This is a genomic window from Pseudomonas marginalis, from assembly GCF_008692035.1.
Lineage (GTDB): Bacteria > Pseudomonadota > Gammaproteobacteria > Pseudomonadales > Pseudomonadaceae > Aquipseudomonas > Aquipseudomonas marginalis.
The window spans coordinates 2076517-2093223 of sequence record NZ_VTFG01000002.1; the positions used below are offsets into that span (position 1 = coordinate 2076517).

General features: G+C 61.9%; 13 protein-coding genes. 8 read left to right on the forward strand and 5 right to left on the reverse strand.

What is annotated here, in order from left to right; translation table 11 throughout:
- Positions 1-11: 11 nt before the first annotated feature.
- Entirely contained in the window at positions 12-752 is a 741-nt protein-coding gene (gene ompR / locus FX984_RS29755; protein ID WP_015373500.1) for an osmolarity response regulator transcription factor OmpR, read from the reverse strand.
- A 356-nt stretch (positions 753-1108) separates the two neighbouring features.
- Between ompR and FX984_RS29760 the strand changes: the two genes are divergently transcribed.
- The 7 genes from FX984_RS29760 (at position 1109) to tauD (ending at position 9272) form a co-directional block, all read left to right on the forward strand.
- Positions 1109-3445: a Tex family protein gene (locus tag FX984_RS29760; RefSeq protein ID WP_027605152.1), complete on the forward strand. Its 2337-nt coding sequence runs from the start codon at positions 1109-1111 to the stop codon at positions 3443-3445.
- Positions 3445-3828, forward strand: a complete 384-nt coding sequence (locus tag FX984_RS29765; protein WP_051429334.1) for a PaaI family thioesterase — start codon at positions 3445-3447, stop codon at positions 3826-3828. Before FX984_RS29760 ends, FX984_RS29765 begins: the two co-directional genes overlap by 1 nt.
- Positions 3829-4042: 214 nt before the next feature.
- Positions 4043-5626, forward strand: a complete 1584-nt coding sequence (gene gshA / locus FX984_RS29770) for a glutamate--cysteine ligase (RefSeq protein WP_027605153.1) — start codon at positions 4043-4045, stop codon at positions 5624-5626.
- Between the two features lie 189 nt (positions 5627-5815).
- Positions 5816-6793, forward strand: coding sequence for a taurine ABC transporter substrate-binding protein (tauA, locus tag FX984_RS29775; protein WP_027605154.1), 978 nt, complete (start codon positions 5816-5818; stop codon positions 6791-6793).
- Positions 6794-6811: 18 nt separating this feature from the next.
- Positions 6812-7591, forward strand: a complete 780-nt coding sequence (tauB, locus tag FX984_RS29780; protein WP_146476791.1) for a taurine ABC transporter ATP-binding subunit — start codon at positions 6812-6814, stop codon at positions 7589-7591.
- Complete coding sequence (tauC, locus tag FX984_RS29785; protein WP_146476790.1) at positions 7588-8424, forward strand: taurine ABC transporter permease TauC; 837 nt, start codon at positions 7588-7590, stop codon at positions 8422-8424. Before tauB ends, tauC begins: the two co-directional genes overlap by 4 nt.
- A gap of 11 nt (positions 8425-8435) precedes the next feature.
- Positions 8436-9272 (forward strand): taurine dioxygenase, encoded by an 837-nt coding sequence (tauD, locus tag FX984_RS29790; RefSeq protein ID WP_146476789.1) that lies wholly within the window; start codon positions 8436-8438, stop codon positions 9270-9272.
- A gap of 127 nt (positions 9273-9399) precedes the next feature.
- Here the strand turns inward: tauD and mgrA are convergent, their stop codons facing one another.
- The 4 genes from mgrA to epsC all read right to left on the reverse strand — a co-directional run bounded on the left by mgrA (position 9400) and on the right by epsC (position 15334).
- Positions 9400-10437 carry an L-glyceraldehyde 3-phosphate reductase gene (mgrA, locus tag FX984_RS29795; RefSeq protein WP_027607827.1) on the reverse strand — a complete coding sequence of 346 codons (1038 nt, stop codon included), beginning with the start codon at positions 10435-10437 and terminating at the stop codon, positions 9400-9402.
- 108 nt (positions 10438-10545) lie between these two features.
- The gene (locus tag FX984_RS29800; protein WP_043293797.1) at positions 10546-11895 is read right to left on the reverse strand and encodes an OprD family outer membrane porin; all 1350 of its coding nucleotides are present in this window, start codon (positions 11893-11895) and stop codon (positions 10546-10548) included.
- A gap of 158 nt (positions 11896-12053) precedes the next feature.
- Positions 12054-14015, reverse strand: a complete 1962-nt coding sequence (betT, locus tag FX984_RS29805; RefSeq protein ID WP_162844283.1) for a choline transporter BetT — start codon at positions 14013-14015, stop codon at positions 12054-12056.
- 392 nt (positions 14016-14407) lie between these two features.
- Positions 14408-15334, reverse strand: coding sequence for a serine O-acetyltransferase EpsC (epsC, locus tag FX984_RS29810; RefSeq protein ID WP_027607830.1), 927 nt, complete (start codon positions 15332-15334; stop codon positions 14408-14410).
- Positions 15335-15500: 166 nt separating this feature from the next.
- On the opposite strand from epsC, the gene FX984_RS29815 reads away from it, so the two are divergent.
- Entirely contained in the window at positions 15501-16496 is a 996-nt protein-coding gene (locus FX984_RS29815; RefSeq protein WP_146476788.1) for a D-cysteine desulfhydrase, read from the forward strand.
- Positions 16497-16707 lie beyond the last annotated feature (211 nt).

Genomic DNA, 16707 nt, shown 5'->3' on the forward strand with positions numbered 1-16707 from the left:
CAAATCATCGGTCACTTGGTTGCGGTGCCATCCGGCACAAACACATAGCCCACACCCCATACCGTCTGGATATACCGAGGTTTGGACGGGTCCGGCTCGATCATCCGGCGCAGACGGGAAATCTGCACGTCGATGGAGCGCTCCAGGGCGTCCCATTCGCGACCGCGTGCCAGGTTCATCAGTTTGTCGCGGGTCAGCGGCTGACGCGCGTTCATCACCAGGGCCTTGAGCACGGCGAATTCACCGGTGGTGAGCATGTGCACTTCGTCGCCACGCTTGAGCTCGCGGGTTGCCAGCGACAGTTCGTAGTCGCCAAAGGTAACACTTTCGTCTTCGCTGCCCGGCGCGCCCGGTACCGGCGGTGCCTGACGACGCAACACGGCTTTGACCCGCGCCATCAACTCGTCTGGGTTGAAGGGTTTGGCCAGGTAGTCATCAGCGCCCAGCTCGAGGCCCTTGATGCGGCTCAGCTCATCGCCCTTGGCGGTCAGCATGATGATTGGAATCTGGTTGTTAGCGCCACGCAGGCGCTTGCAGGCGGTGAGGCCGTCTTCGCCGGGCAGCATCAGGTCGAGTACGACCAGGTTGAATACTTCACGCCCCAGGAGACGGTCCATCTGCTCGGTGTTCGGCACCGCGCGGGCACGGTAGCCCTTGGAGTTGAAGAAACGCTCCAGCAGGCTGCTAAGCCCCGGATCATCATCAACGATGAGAATTTTTTCGCCTTCAGCAGTTTGTGCAGTGCTGCTCATTGGATGCTCCTCTTATCTCGGCGCGCATTATGGCGTAGCTGCCGTTATACGCACCGTGTGCATTGTTAGCAGATTTTTCCTCTACTGCCAGCGAACCCTCGCCTTCCAACCACTGGCGCAGTACCCCCCAAGGGCAGAACGCTGGTTATAATGCGGCGCCTTCGTGCAGGGCAACGTCAGATCGTTGCCGTTTACTGCCGGGCTTTTTTTCCCCGCTTGTCGTGATTTTTTCGATTTCGAGGGTCAATAGGCTGCCTCTTGACCCAGGTAGCGGCGCCGGTCGGGCCGCTCAACCAGCCGCGCAAGGCCTTGTTTTCCGGGCCTGCGGGCTGCTTTTCAGAATTTCAGGTGGTTTTATGGACAGCATCAACAGCCGCATCGCCGAAGAACTCGGCGTACGCCCACAACAGGTCGAAGCGGCCGTCGCTCTACTGGATGAAGGCTCCACGGTGCCCTTCATCGCCCGTTACCGGAAAGAAGTGACCGGCAGCCTCGACGACATCCAGCTGCGGCACCTTGAAGAACGCCTGCGCTACCTGCGAGAACTCGACGAACGGCGTATCAGCATCCTCGCCAGCATCGAGGAACAGGGCAAGCTGACGCCTCAGCTGGAACGCGATATCAAGCTCGCCGACACCAAGACCCGCCTCGAAGACCTTTACCTGCCGTACAAACAGAAGCGCCGCACCAAGGGCCAGATTGCCCTGGAAGCCGGCCTGGGCGAACTGGCCGACGGCCTGTTCAACGACCCGTCGCTGACCCCGGAGACCGAAGCCGCGCGCTTCATCAACACCGAAAAAGGCGTTGCCGACGTCAAGGCCGCCCTCGAAGGCGCCAAGTACATCCTGATGGAGCGCTTCGCCGAAGACGCCAACCTGCTGGAAAAACTGCGCAACTACCTGAAACAGGAAGCCACCCTCAGCGCCCGCGTCATCGCCGGCAAAGAGGAAGAAGGCGCCAAGTTCCGCGACTACTTCGAACACGACGAACCGCTGAAAAGCATGCCGTCCCACCGTGCGCTGGCGATTTTCCGTGGCCGCAACGAAGGCATTCTCAGCTCTGCGCTGAAAGTCGGCGACGAACTGCCGGGCACCATGCACCCGTGTGAAGGCATGATCGGCCAACAATTCGGCATCCAGAATCAGAATCGTCCTGCGGACAAGTGGCTCGGTGAAGTCGTGCGCTGGACCTGGAAGGTCAAGCTCTACACCCACCTGGAAACCGACCTGCTCGGCGAGTTGCGCGACGGCGCCGAAACCGAGGCGATCAACGTCTTCGCCCACAACCTGCACGACCTGCTGCTGGCCGCCCCGGCCGGTCCACGTGCCACCCTGGGCCTCGACCCGGGCCTGCGTACCGGCTGCAAGGTCGCCGTGGTCGATGCCACCGGCAAGCTGCTGGACCACGCCACCGTGTACCCACACGTTCCGCACAACAAGTGGGACCAGACCCTCGCCATCCTGGCCGCCCTGTGCGCCAAGCATGCGGTGGACCTGATCGCCATCGGCAACGGCACTGCCAGCCGTGAAACCGACAAGCTGGCCGCCGAACTGATCAAAAAATACCCAGCCATGAAGATGACCAAGGTGATGGTCTCCGAAGCCGGTGCTTCGGTGTACTCGGCATCGGAACTGGCCTCCAAGGAATTCCCGGACCTCGACGTGTCGATCCGTGGCGCGGTGTCCATCGCCCGTCGCCTGCAGGATCCGCTGGCAGAGCTGGTGAAAATCGATCCTAAATCCATCGGTGTCGGCCAGTACCAGCACGACGTGTCACAGCTGAAACTGGCACGCGGCCTGGATGCGGTGGTGGAAGACTGCGTAAACGCCGTGGGCGTGGACGTGAACACCGCCTCCGTGGCGCTGCTGGCGCGTATCTCCGGCCTCAATGCCACCCTGGCGCAGAACATCGTCACTCACCGCGACGAAAACGGTGCGTTCAAAACCCGCGCCGCGCTGAAAAAAGTCGCCCGCCTGGGTGAAAAAACCTTCGAGCAAGCCGCCGGCTTCCTGCGCGTGATGAACGGCGACAACCCGCTGGATTCGTCAGCCGTTCACCCGGAAGCCTATCCGTTGGTGCAACGTATCGCCGCCGAGACCGACCGCGATATCCGCTCGCTGATCGGCGACGCCGCATTCCTCAAGCGCCTGGATCCAAAGAAGTACACCGACGAAACCTTCGGCGTTCCGACCATCACCGACATCCTGCAAGAGCTGGAAAAACCTGGCCGCGACCCGCGTCCCGAGTTCAAGACCGCCGAGTTCCAGGACGGCGTCGAAGACCTCAAGGACCTGCAACTGGGCATGATCCTCGAAGGCGTGGTCACCAACGTGACCAACTTCGGCGCGTTTGTGGACATCGGCGTGCATCAGGACGGTTTGGTGCACATCTCTGCGCTTTCGGAGAAGTTCATCAAGGATCCGCGCGAAGCGGTGAAAGCCGGTGATGTGGTCAAGGTCAAGGTCATGGAAGTCGACATCCCGCGCAAACGCGTTGGCCTGTCGATGCGCATGGGCGACACCCCCGGCGAAAAAATCGACGGCGCCCGTGGTGCACGTCCTGGCTCGGCACCGCGCCAGTCGCAGAACCGCTCTGAAAACAGTCAACCGCGCAAGGAAACCGCCACCGCAGCGCCAAGCAACAACGCCATGGCCTCGCTGTTCGCCAACGCCAAGCAGTTGAAGAAACGCTGATGGAAATCCCCGCCGGTTTGACCCAGAGCGCGTTCAGCGAACTGATCGGCTGCCGCCTGCAACGCCTCGAAGAAGGCGTTGCCGAGGTGGCCCTGACCCTGGAGCCGCACCTGCGCAACCGCGCGGGCAAGCTCCATGGCGGGGCGATTTTCAGTCTGGTGGACATCACCATGGGGCTGGCCTGCTCCAGCGCCCATGGGTTTGACCAGCAGAGCGCGACCATCGAATGCAAGATCAACTACATCCGCGCCGTGGAAGACGGCGATGTGCTGTGCACCAGCCACGTGATTCACGCCGGCCGGCGCACGCTGGTGGTCGAGGCCGATGTGTATCAGGACGAAAGACTTGTCGCAAAAGCACAGGGCACGTTCGCTGTCCTATAGCTCCCCGCCCCCGATTTGAGTTAATTTCGGCGCTGCGATAACAGCGTCGGAATTTTCTTGCTGCGCTATAGCCCAATTCATGGAGTGAAGTAGGCTTTTTTAACGCGGGTCAAATCGACTCAAAACCAGGCGATCACGCCAGTTTTAACTTCACCCTTGTAGACCGTCCTGCCCACCCCCATATTGGGGCGACTGACGCGTGAAGGAATCCAACTTGAGCGAACTTCTCAACCGCCGCCTGGCCCTGCTCGGCAAGCGCGAACACCTCTCCCTGCTAGAGCAGTGCTTGCACGGCATCGAGCGTGAATGCCTACGTGTCACCGGTGAGGGTCGCCTGGCGCAAACGCCGCACCCCGAAGCCCTGGGCGCCGCGTTGACCCATGAACAGATCACCACCGACTACTCGGAATCGCTGCTGGAGTTCATCACTCCGGCCCTGCCCAACCCGGCCGATACCTTGAGCAGCCTGGACAAGATCCACCGCTTTGCCTACACCAAGCTCGGCAGCGAATACCTGTGGAGCCCCTCGATGCCGTGCCCGTTGCCGGCCGAGGAAGACATTCCGATTGCCTACTACGGCACCTCCAATATCGGACAGCTCAAGTACGTGTACCGCAAGGGCCTGGCCCTGCGTTACGGCAAGACCATGCAGTGCATCGCGGGCATCCACTACAACTTTTCCCTGCCGGAACAGCTGTGGCCGCTGCTCAAGGAGACTGAAGGCTTCGTCGGCACCGACCGCGACTATCAGTCCACGGCCTATATCGCGCTGATCCGCAACTTCCGCCGCTACAGCTGGCTGCTGATGTACCTGTTCGGCGCATCGCCGGCCCTGGATGCGGGTTTCCTGCGTGGTCGCTCGCACCAATTGGAAGTGCTCGACGCCGACACCCTGTACCTGCCGTACGCCACCAGCCTGCGCATGAGCGACCTGGGTTACCAGAGCAACGCCCAGGCCGGCCTGACGCCGTGCTACAACGACCTGGCCAGCTACACCGACAGCCTGCGCGAAGCGGTGGCAACGCCCTACGCGCCCTATGTCGAAGTCGGCACCCACAAGGACGGTGAGTGGGTACAGCTCAACACCAACATCCTGCAGATCGAAAACGAGTACTACTCCAACATCCGTCCCAAGCGCGTGACCTACACCGGCGAGCGGCCGATCCAGGCGCTGATGGCCCGTGGCATCCAGTACATCGAAGTGCGCTGCCTGGACATCAACCCGTTCCTGCCGATGGGCATCGACCTGCCGGAGTCGCGTTTCCTCGACGCATTCCTGCTGTACTGCGCGCTGAACGACAGCCCGCTGTTCGCCGACAACGAGTGCGGCAACGCCACGTCCAACTTCCTCAGCGTGGTCAAGGAAGGCCGGCGCCCGGGCCTGCAATTGCAGCGCAAGGGCCAGGCCGTGGACATGAAGGAATGGGCCACCGAGCTGCTGGAGAAGATTGCCCCGCTGGCTGCGCTGCTGGATGAAAGCCACGGCATCACCGAACACAGCCAGGCGCTGGACGCCCAACTGGCCAAGGTCAAGGACCCGTCCCTGACCCCTTCGGCGCAGGTACTGGCGGCGATGGCCGAGCGCAAAGAGAGTTTCGCGCAGTTCTCCCTGCATCAGAGCGAGGTGCACGCCGAGTACTTCCGCCGCGAGCCGTTGCCGGCTGAAGAGCAGGCACGCTTTGAAGAGCTGGCGCGCACGTCGCTGGCGCAGCAGGCGGAACTGGAGCAGAACGAAGTGGGCGACTTTGATGTGTTTGTCGGCTCGTACCAGGCGAGCATTCTGGCCATCAGCAACTAACTGAAGCCGAACCCGGCTCAAAATGTGAGAGGGGGCTTGCCCCCTCCCACATTTGCCCTCATCAAGCTCAAGATTCGCTTCAACCTTTCGCCCATAAGCTAATTCGAAAATGTTATTTATTTTCGGATTCTTAGATCATTTAGTCTCCTCACACGCCGATCCTCGGCCGCCTGATTGAGGAGCTTCCCCTTGAAACTGTTAACCCCTCTGCGCCTCCTGGCCGCGTTGTCCCTGGCCGGTGCCAGCCTGTTTGCCCAGGCGGCGGATGTAACCATCGCTTACCAGACCACCGTAGACCCGGCCAAAGTCGCCCAGGCCGACGGCGCGTACGAAAAAGCCACTAACGCCAAGATCGACTGGCGCAAATTCGACAATGGTGCCGACATCATCGCCGCCATCGCCTCCGGCGACGTGCAGATCGGCTACCTCGGTTCCAGCCCACTGACCGCTGCGATCACCCGCAAGGTGCCGGTGGAAACCTTCCTGGTTGCCACCCAGATCGGCGGTGCCGAAGCCCTGGTGGCGCGCAATGGTTCCGGGATCAACAGTCCCCAGGACCTGATCGGCAAGAAAGTCGCCGTACCCTTCGTTTCCACCGGCCACTACAGCCTGTTGGCCGCGCTGAAGCACTGGAACATCGACCCATCGAAAGTGACCATCCTCAACCTCGCACCGCCGGCGATCATCGCGGCCTGGAAGCGCGGTGACATCGACGCTACCTACGTATGGGACCCGGCCCTGGGCGTGGCCAAGGAAAACGGCAAGGTGCTGATCACCTCCGGCGAGCTGGCCAAGTTCGGCGCGCCGACCTTCGATGCCTGGATCGTGCGCAAGGACTTCGCGCAGAAGCACCCGGAAATCGTCACCGCCTTCGCCAAAGTCACCCTGGATGCCTACGCCGCCTACCGCAAAGACCCACAAGCCTGGCTCGCCGACACAGGCAACGTCGACAAACTGGTGAAACTCTCCGGCGCCAAGGCCAGCGACATCCCGCTGCTGCTGCAAGGCAACGTCTACCCGCTGGCCGCTGACCAGGTGACCCTGCTGGGCGCACCGACCACCAAGGCCGTGACCGATACCGCTGCGTTCCTCAAGGAACAAGGCAAGGTCGACGCCGTGCTGCCGGACTATGCCCCTTACGTCAGCGCCAAGTTCATCACTAACTGATTCAAGGAGTTCATCGCGATGGCCTTGCTACAACTGGAGCGCATCAGCGCACAGTACCCAGGCGCCACAGAACCGGTACTGTCCGACATTTCACTCGACCTGGGGCCCCAGCAATTGCTGGTGGCCCTCGGCCCGTCCGGCAGTGGCAAGACTTCGCTGTTGAACCTGATTGCCGGCTTTGTCGAACCGTCCGCCGGGCGCATCACCCTCGATGGCATGCCGGTCAAAGGCCCCAGTGCCGAACGCGGCGTGGTGTTCCAGGACGACGCCCTGCTGCCCTGGCAGGACGTGCTGGCCAACGTCGGTTTCGGCCTGGAACTGGCCGGCGTGCCCAAGGCGCAGCGTGAAGTACGCGCCCGGGAAATGCTCGCCCTGGTTGACCTTGCCGGCTTCGACAGCCGCCGTATCTGGCAGCTTTCTGGCGGCCAGAAACAGCGTGTCGGCCTGGCGCGAGCGCTGGCCGCCGACCCGCGCGTGCTGCTGATGGACGAACCCTTCGGCGCCCTCGATGCCTTCACCCGTGAGCAGATGCAGGAACTGTTGCTGCAAGTCTGGCGGCGCACGGCCAAGCCGGTGTTCCTGATTACCCATGACATCGAAGAAGCGGTGTTCCTCGCCACCGACCTGATCCTGCTGGCGCCCAACCCGGGCCAGATCGTCGAACGCCTGCACCTGGACTTCGGCCAGCGCTATGCGGCCGGTGAGTCGGCGCGGGCGATCAAGTCCGACCCGCGCTTTATCGAAACCCGCGAACACGTGCTGGGCAAAGTGTTCTCGCAACGGCAGGTGTACGCATGAGCAGCTACGAACTCTCCGCCACCGCTGCCAAGCCGGTGGCGCACGCGGTCATTCCTGTGCGTCGCAGCCTGAGTACACGCTGGATCAGCCTGTTGACCCTGGTGGCCTTGCTGGCCCTCTGGTGGGCCGTCACCGCCACCGGCCTGATCGAACCGTTGTTCCTGCCACCGCCCTCGGCCGTGCTGCAAAAAGGCTGGCTGCTGGCGACCACGGGCTATATGGATTCCACCTTGTGGCAGCACCTGGGCGCGAGCCTCAGCCGGATCGGCCTGGGCCTGGGCTTCGCGGTGCTGACCGCCGTGCCGGTAGGCATTGCCATCGGCGCCAACCGCATCGCCCGCGGCATTCTCGACCCGCTGATCGAGTTTTACCGGCCGATTCCGCCCCTGGCTTACCTGCCGTTGATCGTGATCTGGTGCGGTATCGGCGAGCTGTCCAAGGTGCTGCTGATTTACCTGGCGATCTTCGCGCCGATTGCCATCGCCACCGCGACCGGCGTACGCACCGTCGACCCGGCCAAGCTGCGGGCGGCGCAGTCGTTGGGCGCCACCCGTGCGCAGCTGATTCGCCATGTGATCTTGCCGAGCGCCCTGCCCGACATCCTCACCGGGGTGCGCATCGGCCTGGGTGTGGGCTGGTCGACCCTGGTCGCCGCCGAACTGATCGCGGCCACCAGCGGCCTGGGTTTCATGGTGCAGTCGGCGGCGCAGTTCCTGGTGACCGATGTGGTGGTGCTGGGGATCCTGGTGATCGCCCTGATCGCCTTCGCCATGGAAATGGGCCTGCGCGCCCTGCAGCGTAAGTTAGTGCCTTGGCATGGCCAGGCACATTGAGTGAGAACAGCATGAGCAGCCTGACCGTTACCCCCTTGAGCACCGCCCTGGGCGCCCAGATCAGTGGCGTCGATATTACCCGGCCGCTGAGCGCCGAACACCGCGATGCCATCGAACAGGCGTTGCTCAGCCATTCGGTGCTGTTCTTCCGTGGCCAGCCGATCACCCCGCAGCAACAGGCGCGGTTCGCGGCGAACTTCGGTGACCTGCACATCCATCCGATCTACCCCAACGTGCCGGAACAGCCCGAAGTGCTGATCCTCGACACCGCCGTCACCGACGTGCGCGACAACGCCGTATGGCACACCGATGTGACCTTCCTGCCCACCCCGGCCCTCGGCGCGGTGCTGAGTGCCAAGCTGCTGCCGGCGTACGGCGGCGATACGCTGTGGGCCAGTGGCATCGCGGCGTACGAGGCGCTGTCCGAGCCGTTGAAGCGGTTGCTCGATGGGCTGACGGCTACCCACGACTTCACCAAATCCTTTCCGCTGGAACGCTTTGGCAACAGCGCCGAAGACCTGGCGCGCTGGGAAGAAACCCGCAGGAAAAACCCACCGCTGTCGCACCCGGTCGTGCGCACGCATCCGGTGAGCGGGCGTAAGTCGCTGTTTGTCAGTGATGGGTTTACCACCAGGATCAATGAACTGGAACCGGCGGAAAGCGAGGCGATCCTCAAGCTGCTGTTCGCCCACGCGACACGCCCGGAATTCACCCTCCGCTGGCGCTGGCAGGAGAACGACGTGGCGTTCTGGGATAACCGCGTGACGCAGCATTACGCGGTGGATGACTACCGGCCGCAACGGCGGGTGATGCATCGAGCGACGATTCTTGGGGATGTGCCGTTCTAAGCCACACTGCAAATCAAATGTGGGAGGGGGCTTGCCCCCGATAGCTCTGGGTCAGTCAACTAATCAAGTGACTGACACACCGCCATCGGGGGCAAGCCCCCTCCCACATTGACCCAGTGGTGTCAGGTTATTCAGCGCTGGATGGCTTTTCCCACAAGTTAATTCCGCCTTCCTGCGCAAACCGATCGATCTCCGCCAGTTCTTCCGCGCTGAAGCTCAAGTTCTTCAACGCGCCGACGTTCTCGATGATCTGCTCCGGCCGGCTGGCGCCGATCAGCGCGCTGGTCACCCGTGGATCGCGCAGGGTCCAGGCCAGCGCCAATTGCGCCAGGCTTTGGCCACGGCGCTGGGCGATTTCATTCAACGCACGCACGTGGGCGATGTTGGTTTCAGACAGGTGCTTGGCCTGCAACGAACCACCACCCGGACGGTTGACCCGTGCGTCGGCCGGCACGCCATTGAGGTACTTGTCGGTGAGCAAACCCTGGGCCAGCGGCGTGAAGGCAATCACCCCGGCGCCGAGTTCTTCGGTGGTGTCCAGCAGGTCTTTTTCCACCCAGCGGTTAAGCAGGTTGTAGGCCGGTTGGTGGATCAGCAGCGGGACTTTCCACTCTTTGAGCAGCGCGGCGATTTCGCGGGTTTTCACCCCGGAGTAAGACGAGATACCGATGTACAACGCCTTGCCCTGTTGCACGGCGGTGGCGAGGGCGCTGGCGGTTTCTTCCAGGGGCGTGTCGGCATCAAAACGGTGGGAGTAGAAAATATCCACGTAGTCGACGCCCAGGCGTTGCAGGCTCTGGTCCAGGCTGGCCAGCACGTATTTGCGCGAGCCGCCGCCCTGGCCGTAGGGGCCAGGCCACATGTCCCAGCCGGCCTTGCTGGAGATGATCAATTCGTCGCGGTAGTGCTTGAAGTCTTCGCGCAGCAAACGACCGAAGTTGATCTCGGCGCTGCCGTAGGGTGGGCCGTAGTTGTTGGCCAGGTCGAAGTGGTTGATGCCCAGGTCGAACGCGGTGCGCAGCAGGGCGCGCTGGGTGTCGATCGGCGTGCTGTCGCCAAAGTTGTGCCACAGCCCCAGGGACAGTGCCGGCAGCACCAGTCCACTGCGGCCTACGCGGCGATACGGGATAGATTCATAGCGGTTTTCGGCAGCAATGTAAGTCATCGAATCCTCTCTTGGACGTAGGCAAATAAGGCCTGGGAATAACGATATTCCCAGGCCTTTTAACCAGCTGAATCGCTTAAGTCTGCCCTTCCGTTTTACAGCAATTTCCTACCAGAGTGGAACGACATAGCTGACATAGAAGCGGTTTTCATCCTGCACGGTGGCACCGGTAATGTCCGGACTGGCATGGGCGTTTTTCCACGTGACGCCGAGGCCTTTGAGGGTGCCGGTCGGCACTTGATACGCCACCGCCACGTTTCGCTCCCATTCACTGGTGGTGCCCTGGGCGGTGCGGATGTCATCGCCATGGGCGTAGGCGGCGGAGAAGGTCAGGCCGTTGAGGCCGAGTTTGCCGAAGTCATATTTGTACTGCGCCAGCCAGGTGCGTTCGCCGGCATGCTGGAATTTGTTCAGCTGCATGTTGGTCAGCGCCGGGGTGTCGGCACCCGAGCCTGGGCCTTGGCGCGCGTCACCGCTGTTTAGGCCGGAGTCGAGGTACGGGAAGTCGCTGTCGCCGCTGTTTTTCTGGATGCCCAGGCCGACGGTATGGCCGTCCAGGCTGTAGCTTTCCAGCAGGCTGACGGTGGACTGGTTGATGCGGCCCTTGCTCACGCCATCGCCATACAGGCCCGCTGCGGCAAAGTCCTTGTCGCCGTCGGCGTTGCCGCCCACACCCAGGCTGCGGAACACACGCACGTCGGTATCGATCGCACCGACCGACAAGGCGTCATGGCGCTTGGCACCGAGGAAGAACTGCTGGTAGTAATCCTCAAGGTTGGAGTACCACAGGCTGACAGTGGTGTTCTGTATGCCGGTGTAGTCCGCACCACCGAACAGGAAGCGGTCGCTCTCTTTGGTCCCGCCCGCGGTGATCATGCCCTGGTCGCCGGTTTCGTTGCGGATCTTGGTCTTGAAGATATCGCCGCCGGTGAAGGTGAAGTCGCTGAGGTCCTTGGACACCAGTTGCACACCGGTATTGGTCTGCTGGTACAGGCGCCCGTCGGTGTTGGCGAGTATCGGGTTGTTGCCGTACAGCGTACCGACGCGCAACTCATCCTTGGCAAAGCGCATCTTGAACGTCGGGCTGAGCACGCCGAACTGGTCGGCGGACTTGCCATTGTCCAGTGGGAACATGCTGCCGGGGTAGCGGCCCTGGTGATCCTTGTCGTTGAGGTCGCCGCCGGAGTCGAGCTTCAGGCCGTAGAACGCCTGCAGATCGAGGCCGAAGCCCACCGGCCCCTCGGTGTAGCCGGACTTGAAGTTGAATTCGAAACCCTGGCCCCAATCCCGAATGCTATGGGCCTTGGCATTGCTGCCCACCACGTCGCGCCCCTGCTGGTTGAGATAGCGGTTGAGCAGGGTCACGTCGGCGTGGCTGTCATCGATAAAATCGGCGTGGGCGGACAGCATAAAGCTCGCCATGGCGGCTCCCACCACAGGGCTTAAAAACGTCTTCATGGGTACCGGTCTCCGTCACTGTTCTGAAATGAAAGCGTCAAACGCTTCACACAATTACGCAGTGGCCAGATGACAGTTACGCGTCAAAACAGCGTCTTGACGGATGAAATTAAGTTTAAGAAAGCCCCGTAGAACGGGGCTTTGCGGGGAGTTGAGCGTCAGCGCACCAAGTGCAGGAACTGCAGGTGGCGCTCGTACTGGTCGAGGATGTCGTTGATGATCTGCTCCTTGGTGTAGCCCACCAGGTCGTAGTCCTGGCTGCCCTCGCTCAAGTGCACTTCCGCCCGGTAGTAGCGACGATTGTTGAGCTGCTTGGACCCCATGCCGCCGCGTGCAAATGAGGGCGTGAAATAGCCGCGCATCTGCACCTGGTACACGAACGGATGCTCTTCGCCGTGGCCGATTTCCAGGCTGACGCTGTCGTTGGACGGGTCGGGCTGGGTGACGACGTTGAGGCCTTTTTCGACAAACACCGCCGTCACTTCTTCGATCGCCGGACGCACCGTGGTCTCAAGGAACCGGTACACCTCGTCCCGCGACGGGAAATGCACGGCCTGGCTCAAACGCTGGCGCCAACCGCCGGTGCCCTTGCGGGAGCCCGACACCGGTGCCAGCGAATGCAACTGCGCAATCTGCTTTTGCGACTCGAGGTAGAAGGCCTTGTGCAGCCCCCACATCATCAGCAGCAGGATCAGCGAAAACGGCAACGAGGTCAGCACCACCGCCGATTTCAGCGAATCGATGCTGCCGGCAAACAGCAAGGCACTGGTGACCAGCGCGGTCATCGCACCCCAGAACACCCGCAGCCATTTCGGTCCATCTTCATCGGCGTTGCCGCCTTTGGACGAGAGGGTGGACAGCACTACGGTGCCCGAGTCAGCGGAAGTTACGAAGAACACGAAGCTGATAAACACCGTGACCGCGATGACGGTTTTGCTCCACGGGTAGGTTTCCAGCAGCAGGTAGAGGCTCATCGACGGATCATCGATGGCCGACTGGCCGAGGGCGGTCATGCCGTGGTTGAGCACCTGGTCGATGGCGCTGTTGCCGAAGATCGACATCCACGCCAGGGTGAAGCCCAGCGGGATCAGCAGCACGCCGAACACGAATTCGCGGATGGTCCGGCCACGGGAAATGCGCGCGATAAACAGGCCTACGAATGGCGACCATGCGATCCACCAGGCCCAGTAGAACACCGTCCAGCCGCCCAGCCAGTCGCTCGGTTTGTCGTAGGCGTACACATCGAAACTCTTGGTCGGCAACGCGCCCAGGTAGTCACCGATGTTCTGGATCAGGGTGTTGAGCAAGTGCTGGGTCGGCCCGGCGAACAACACGAACAGCAGCAGCGCGCAGGCCAGCAGCATGTTGATGTCGGACATCACCCGCACGCCCTTGTCGACGCCGGCCACGGCGACCAGGATCGCCGCGCCCATCATCAGGGTGATCAAGCCGACCTGGATCCACTGGGTGTGGGCAACGCCGAACAGGTAGTCGAGGCCGGAATTGAGGTGCAGCACGCCAAAGCCCATGTCGGCCCCCAGGCCGAACACCGTGGCAATGATGCCGAAGCCATCCACCGCATAGCCGATAGGGCCATTGATGCGCTTGCCGATCAGCGGGTACAGCGCCGAGCGCAACGCCAGCGGCAGGTTATGCCGGTAGGCGAAATACGCCAGCGCCATGCCGACAAACGCAAACACGCCCCAGCCGTGCAGGCCCCAGTGCAGGAACAGCACCTGCATGGCCTGGCGCGCGGCGTCGGCATTCATGGCCTCGCCCTGGGGCGGCTGCACCAGGTGCGTCAGCGGCTCGGACACGCAGAAGAAGAACAACGTGATGCTGATCCCGGCGGCGAACAGCATGCCGGCCCAGGACAGGTAACTGAATTCGGGCTCGTCGTGGTCGGCACCGAGTTTTATCTTGCCGTAGCCCGATAGCGCGGTGACCACCACGAAGACCAGATACAGGGTCATCGCCAGCATGTAGTACCAGCCGACCGTGTTGGCCGCCCAGTTTTGCGCCGCCAGCAACCAGGCACCGGCCTGTTGCGGGATAGCGATGACAGTGATGCCGAACAGCAAGATGAAGGTGGCGGCAAAGTAGAAGACCGGCGCATTCATGCGCACCAGGCCGCTGGATGGGGTGGACGATGCACTCATGAACGATGCACCCCGAGGGTGAGGGATGTGGCTGTATAAAACGGACTCAGCAAAGGTAAGCCTCCTGTTGTGAGCGGGCAGCGAACCACCGGGTTTAACTTGAACGAACGTTCAAGTTAAACATGAATCGGCGGTTTGGGGCTAATCGCAGGGCTGAGTGGTATGACGGGTGAGCAAAGGAAATCGTTCAGCGACTGCTGACTGAAATACGGGCTCCATGTGAAATGCCGTCAAAATGTGGGAGGGGGCTTGCCCCCGATGGCGGTGGTTCAGCCAATTCATTTTTGACTGACACTCCGCTATCGGGGGCAAGCCCCCTCCCACAGGGTTTTGTGTGATTTTTAAGACCGGCGCTATTTTTGCGCCCCATCATCATGCTGCAGATTCGCCTGCGTAATATTCGCCCCCGCCGGCACACTGCGGGTCAGCCACACATTGCCGCCAATGGTCGAGCCCTTGCCGATGGTGATGCGCCCGAGGATCGTCGCCCCGGCATAGATCACCACATCATCCTCGACAATCGGGTGGCGCGCATGGCCCTTCTGCAGTTGCCCATCTTCGTCCGCCGGGAAGCGCTTGGCCCCCAAGGTGACGGCCTGATAGATGCGCACCCGCTCGCCGATGATCGCGGTTTCGCCGATCACCACGCCCGTGCCGTGGTCGATGAAGAAACTCGGGCCGATCTGCGCGCCGGGGTGGATATCGATGCCGGTGGCCGAGTGGGCGATTTCCGCACTGATCCGTGCCAGCAGCGGCAAGCCGGCGCGGTACAGGTGGTGGGCCAGGCGATGGTGAATCACCGCGAGGATCCCCGGGTAGCACAGCAGCACTTCATCCACGCTGCGTGCGGCCGGGTCGCCGTGGTAGGCGGCGAGCACGTCGGTGTCCAACAGGCTGCGCAAGGACGGCAAGGCCAGGGCGAAATCCTGGATCAGCCGGATGGCATGGGCGTCGATCTGGCTGTCATCCTCGCCGCCCTGGCGCGCGGCATAGCGTAATTCCAGGCGCGCCTGGGCCAGCAAGGCATTCAGCGCAACGTCGAGGGTATGGCCGACGTAGAAATCTTCACTTTCTTCACGCAAGTCCGCCGGCCCCAGGCGCATCGGAAACAACGCACCGCAGAGGGACTCGAGAATCTGTGCAACGGCTTCACGGGACGGCAATTCGCGGCCGCCATGCTCGCCGCTCAAGCGGCCATTGCGTGTTCGCCACTGGTCACGGGCGCTGCGCAGTTGGCTGACGATGGTCTGTAATTGCCAATGGCTGGAACGCTCACTCACGGTATTCACTCCTGACGTAATGGCCATCACTTTACGGTATCCACCCTGGCCGCCCTTAAGAACCAATGGTGTGATGCTAAGAACCATCAGGCATAAGCGATTGACGGTTGCCCGATGAAAAGTGCCTGCCTATAGTCGCTCCATCCCTTAGCCACCGTGCGTAGCCATGATCAAGCAACAGCTCGACCGTTTTAACCGCCTGGAACTGCTCGGCGGCGCCACCGCCCTGGAAAAACTCGAACGGCTGTCGACCTGGTTGGGACGCGACATCTACGTCAAGCGCGACGACACCACGCCGCTGGCCATGGGCGGCAACAAGCTGCGCAAACTCGAATACCTGGCAGCCGATGCCATCGCCCAGGGCGCCGACACCCTGGTGACCGCCGGCGCGATCCAGTCCAACCACGTACGCCAGACCGCCGCCCTCGCCGCCAGGCTCGGCCTGGGCTGCGTCGCCCTGCTGGAAAACCCCACCGGCACCGAAGACCCCAACTACCTGAGCAACGGCAACCGCCTGCTGCTGGAGCTGTTCGACGCCAAGGTAGAGTTGGTGGAAAACCTCGACAACATCGACGACCAACTCAACGCCCTTGCCGATCGCCTGCGCAGCAACGGCAAGAAGCCATACCTGGTGCCCATCGGCGGCTCCAATGCCCTCGGCGCCCTCGGTTACGTACGCGCCGGCCTGGAGCTGGCCGCACAGATCGAAGACAGCGGTATCGAATTCGCCGCCGTGGTGCTGGCCTCCGGCAGCGCCGGTACCCACAGTGGTCTGGCCCTGGCCTTGAGTGAAGTGCTGCCGCAACTGCCCGTGATCGGCATCACCGTATCGCGCACCGAAGAAGCGCAGTTCCCGAAAGTACAGGGCCTGGCCGAACGCACGGCCGAGTTGCTCGGCGTGGACCTCCCCGACGCGTTCAAGGTGATCCTGTGGGACGAATATTTCGGCCCCCGTTATGGTGAACCGAACGCCGGCACCCTGTCGGCGGTCAAGCTATTGGCGAGCCAGGAAGGCCTGCTGCTGGACCCGGTCTACACTGGCAAGGCCATGGCCGGCTTGCTGGACGGTATCGGCCGCCAGCGCTTCGAAGATGGCCCGATTATTTTCCTGCATACCGGTGGGGCACCGGCGTTGTTTGCCTATGACTCGGTTTTCAACTGAATAAATGCGGGCTAAATGTGGGAGGGGGCCTGCCCCTCCCATATTAGACTCGCCAAATATTCCTAAATAGAATATCAAATAAGATTTATATTATTTTCAAGTCTTAAAACCCGGCTTTATCATCGCGCCGCAGGCGAAGACGCGCTACGCGCTTTAAGGCAGGATACGACTACCGCGTCACCTGCTTCGCTCAACATAAAAAACACAGGGG

What these genes read in the sequence shown, in the direction of transcription:
- ompR (WP_015373500.1), bottom strand. Translation starts at nt 752, where the DNA reads ATGAGCAGCACTGCACAAACTGCTGAAGGCGAAAAAATTCTCATCGTT.
- FX984_RS29760 (WP_027605152.1), top strand. Translation starts at nt 1,109, where the DNA reads ATGGACAGCATCAACAGCCGCATCGCCGAAGAACTCGGCGTACGCCCA.
- FX984_RS29765 (WP_051429334.1), top strand. Translation starts at nt 3,445, where the DNA reads ATGGAAATCCCCGCCGGTTTGACCCAGAGCGCGTTCAGCGAACTGATC.
- tauB (WP_146476791.1), top strand. Translation starts at nt 6,812, where the DNA reads ATGGCCTTGCTACAACTGGAGCGCATCAGCGCACAGTACCCAGGCGCC.
- tauC (WP_146476790.1), top strand. Translation starts at nt 7,588, where the DNA reads ATGAGCAGCTACGAACTCTCCGCCACCGCTGCCAAGCCGGTGGCGCAC.
- tauD (WP_146476789.1), top strand. Translation starts at nt 8,436, where the DNA reads ATGAGCAGCCTGACCGTTACCCCCTTGAGCACCGCCCTGGGCGCCCAG.
- mgrA (WP_027607827.1), bottom strand. Translation starts at nt 10,437, where the DNA reads ATGACTTACATTGCTGCCGAAAACCGCTATGAATCTATCCCGTATCGC.
- FX984_RS29800 (WP_043293797.1), bottom strand. Translation starts at nt 11,895, where the DNA reads ATGAAGACGTTTTTAAGCCCTGTGGTGGGAGCCGCCATGGCGAGCTTT.
- betT (WP_162844283.1), bottom strand. Translation starts at nt 14,015, where the DNA reads ATGAATGCGCCGGTCTTCTACTTTGCCGCCACCTTCATCTTGCTGTTC.
- FX984_RS29815 (WP_146476788.1), top strand. Translation starts at nt 15,501, where the DNA reads ATGATCAAGCAACAGCTCGACCGTTTTAACCGCCTGGAACTGCTCGGC.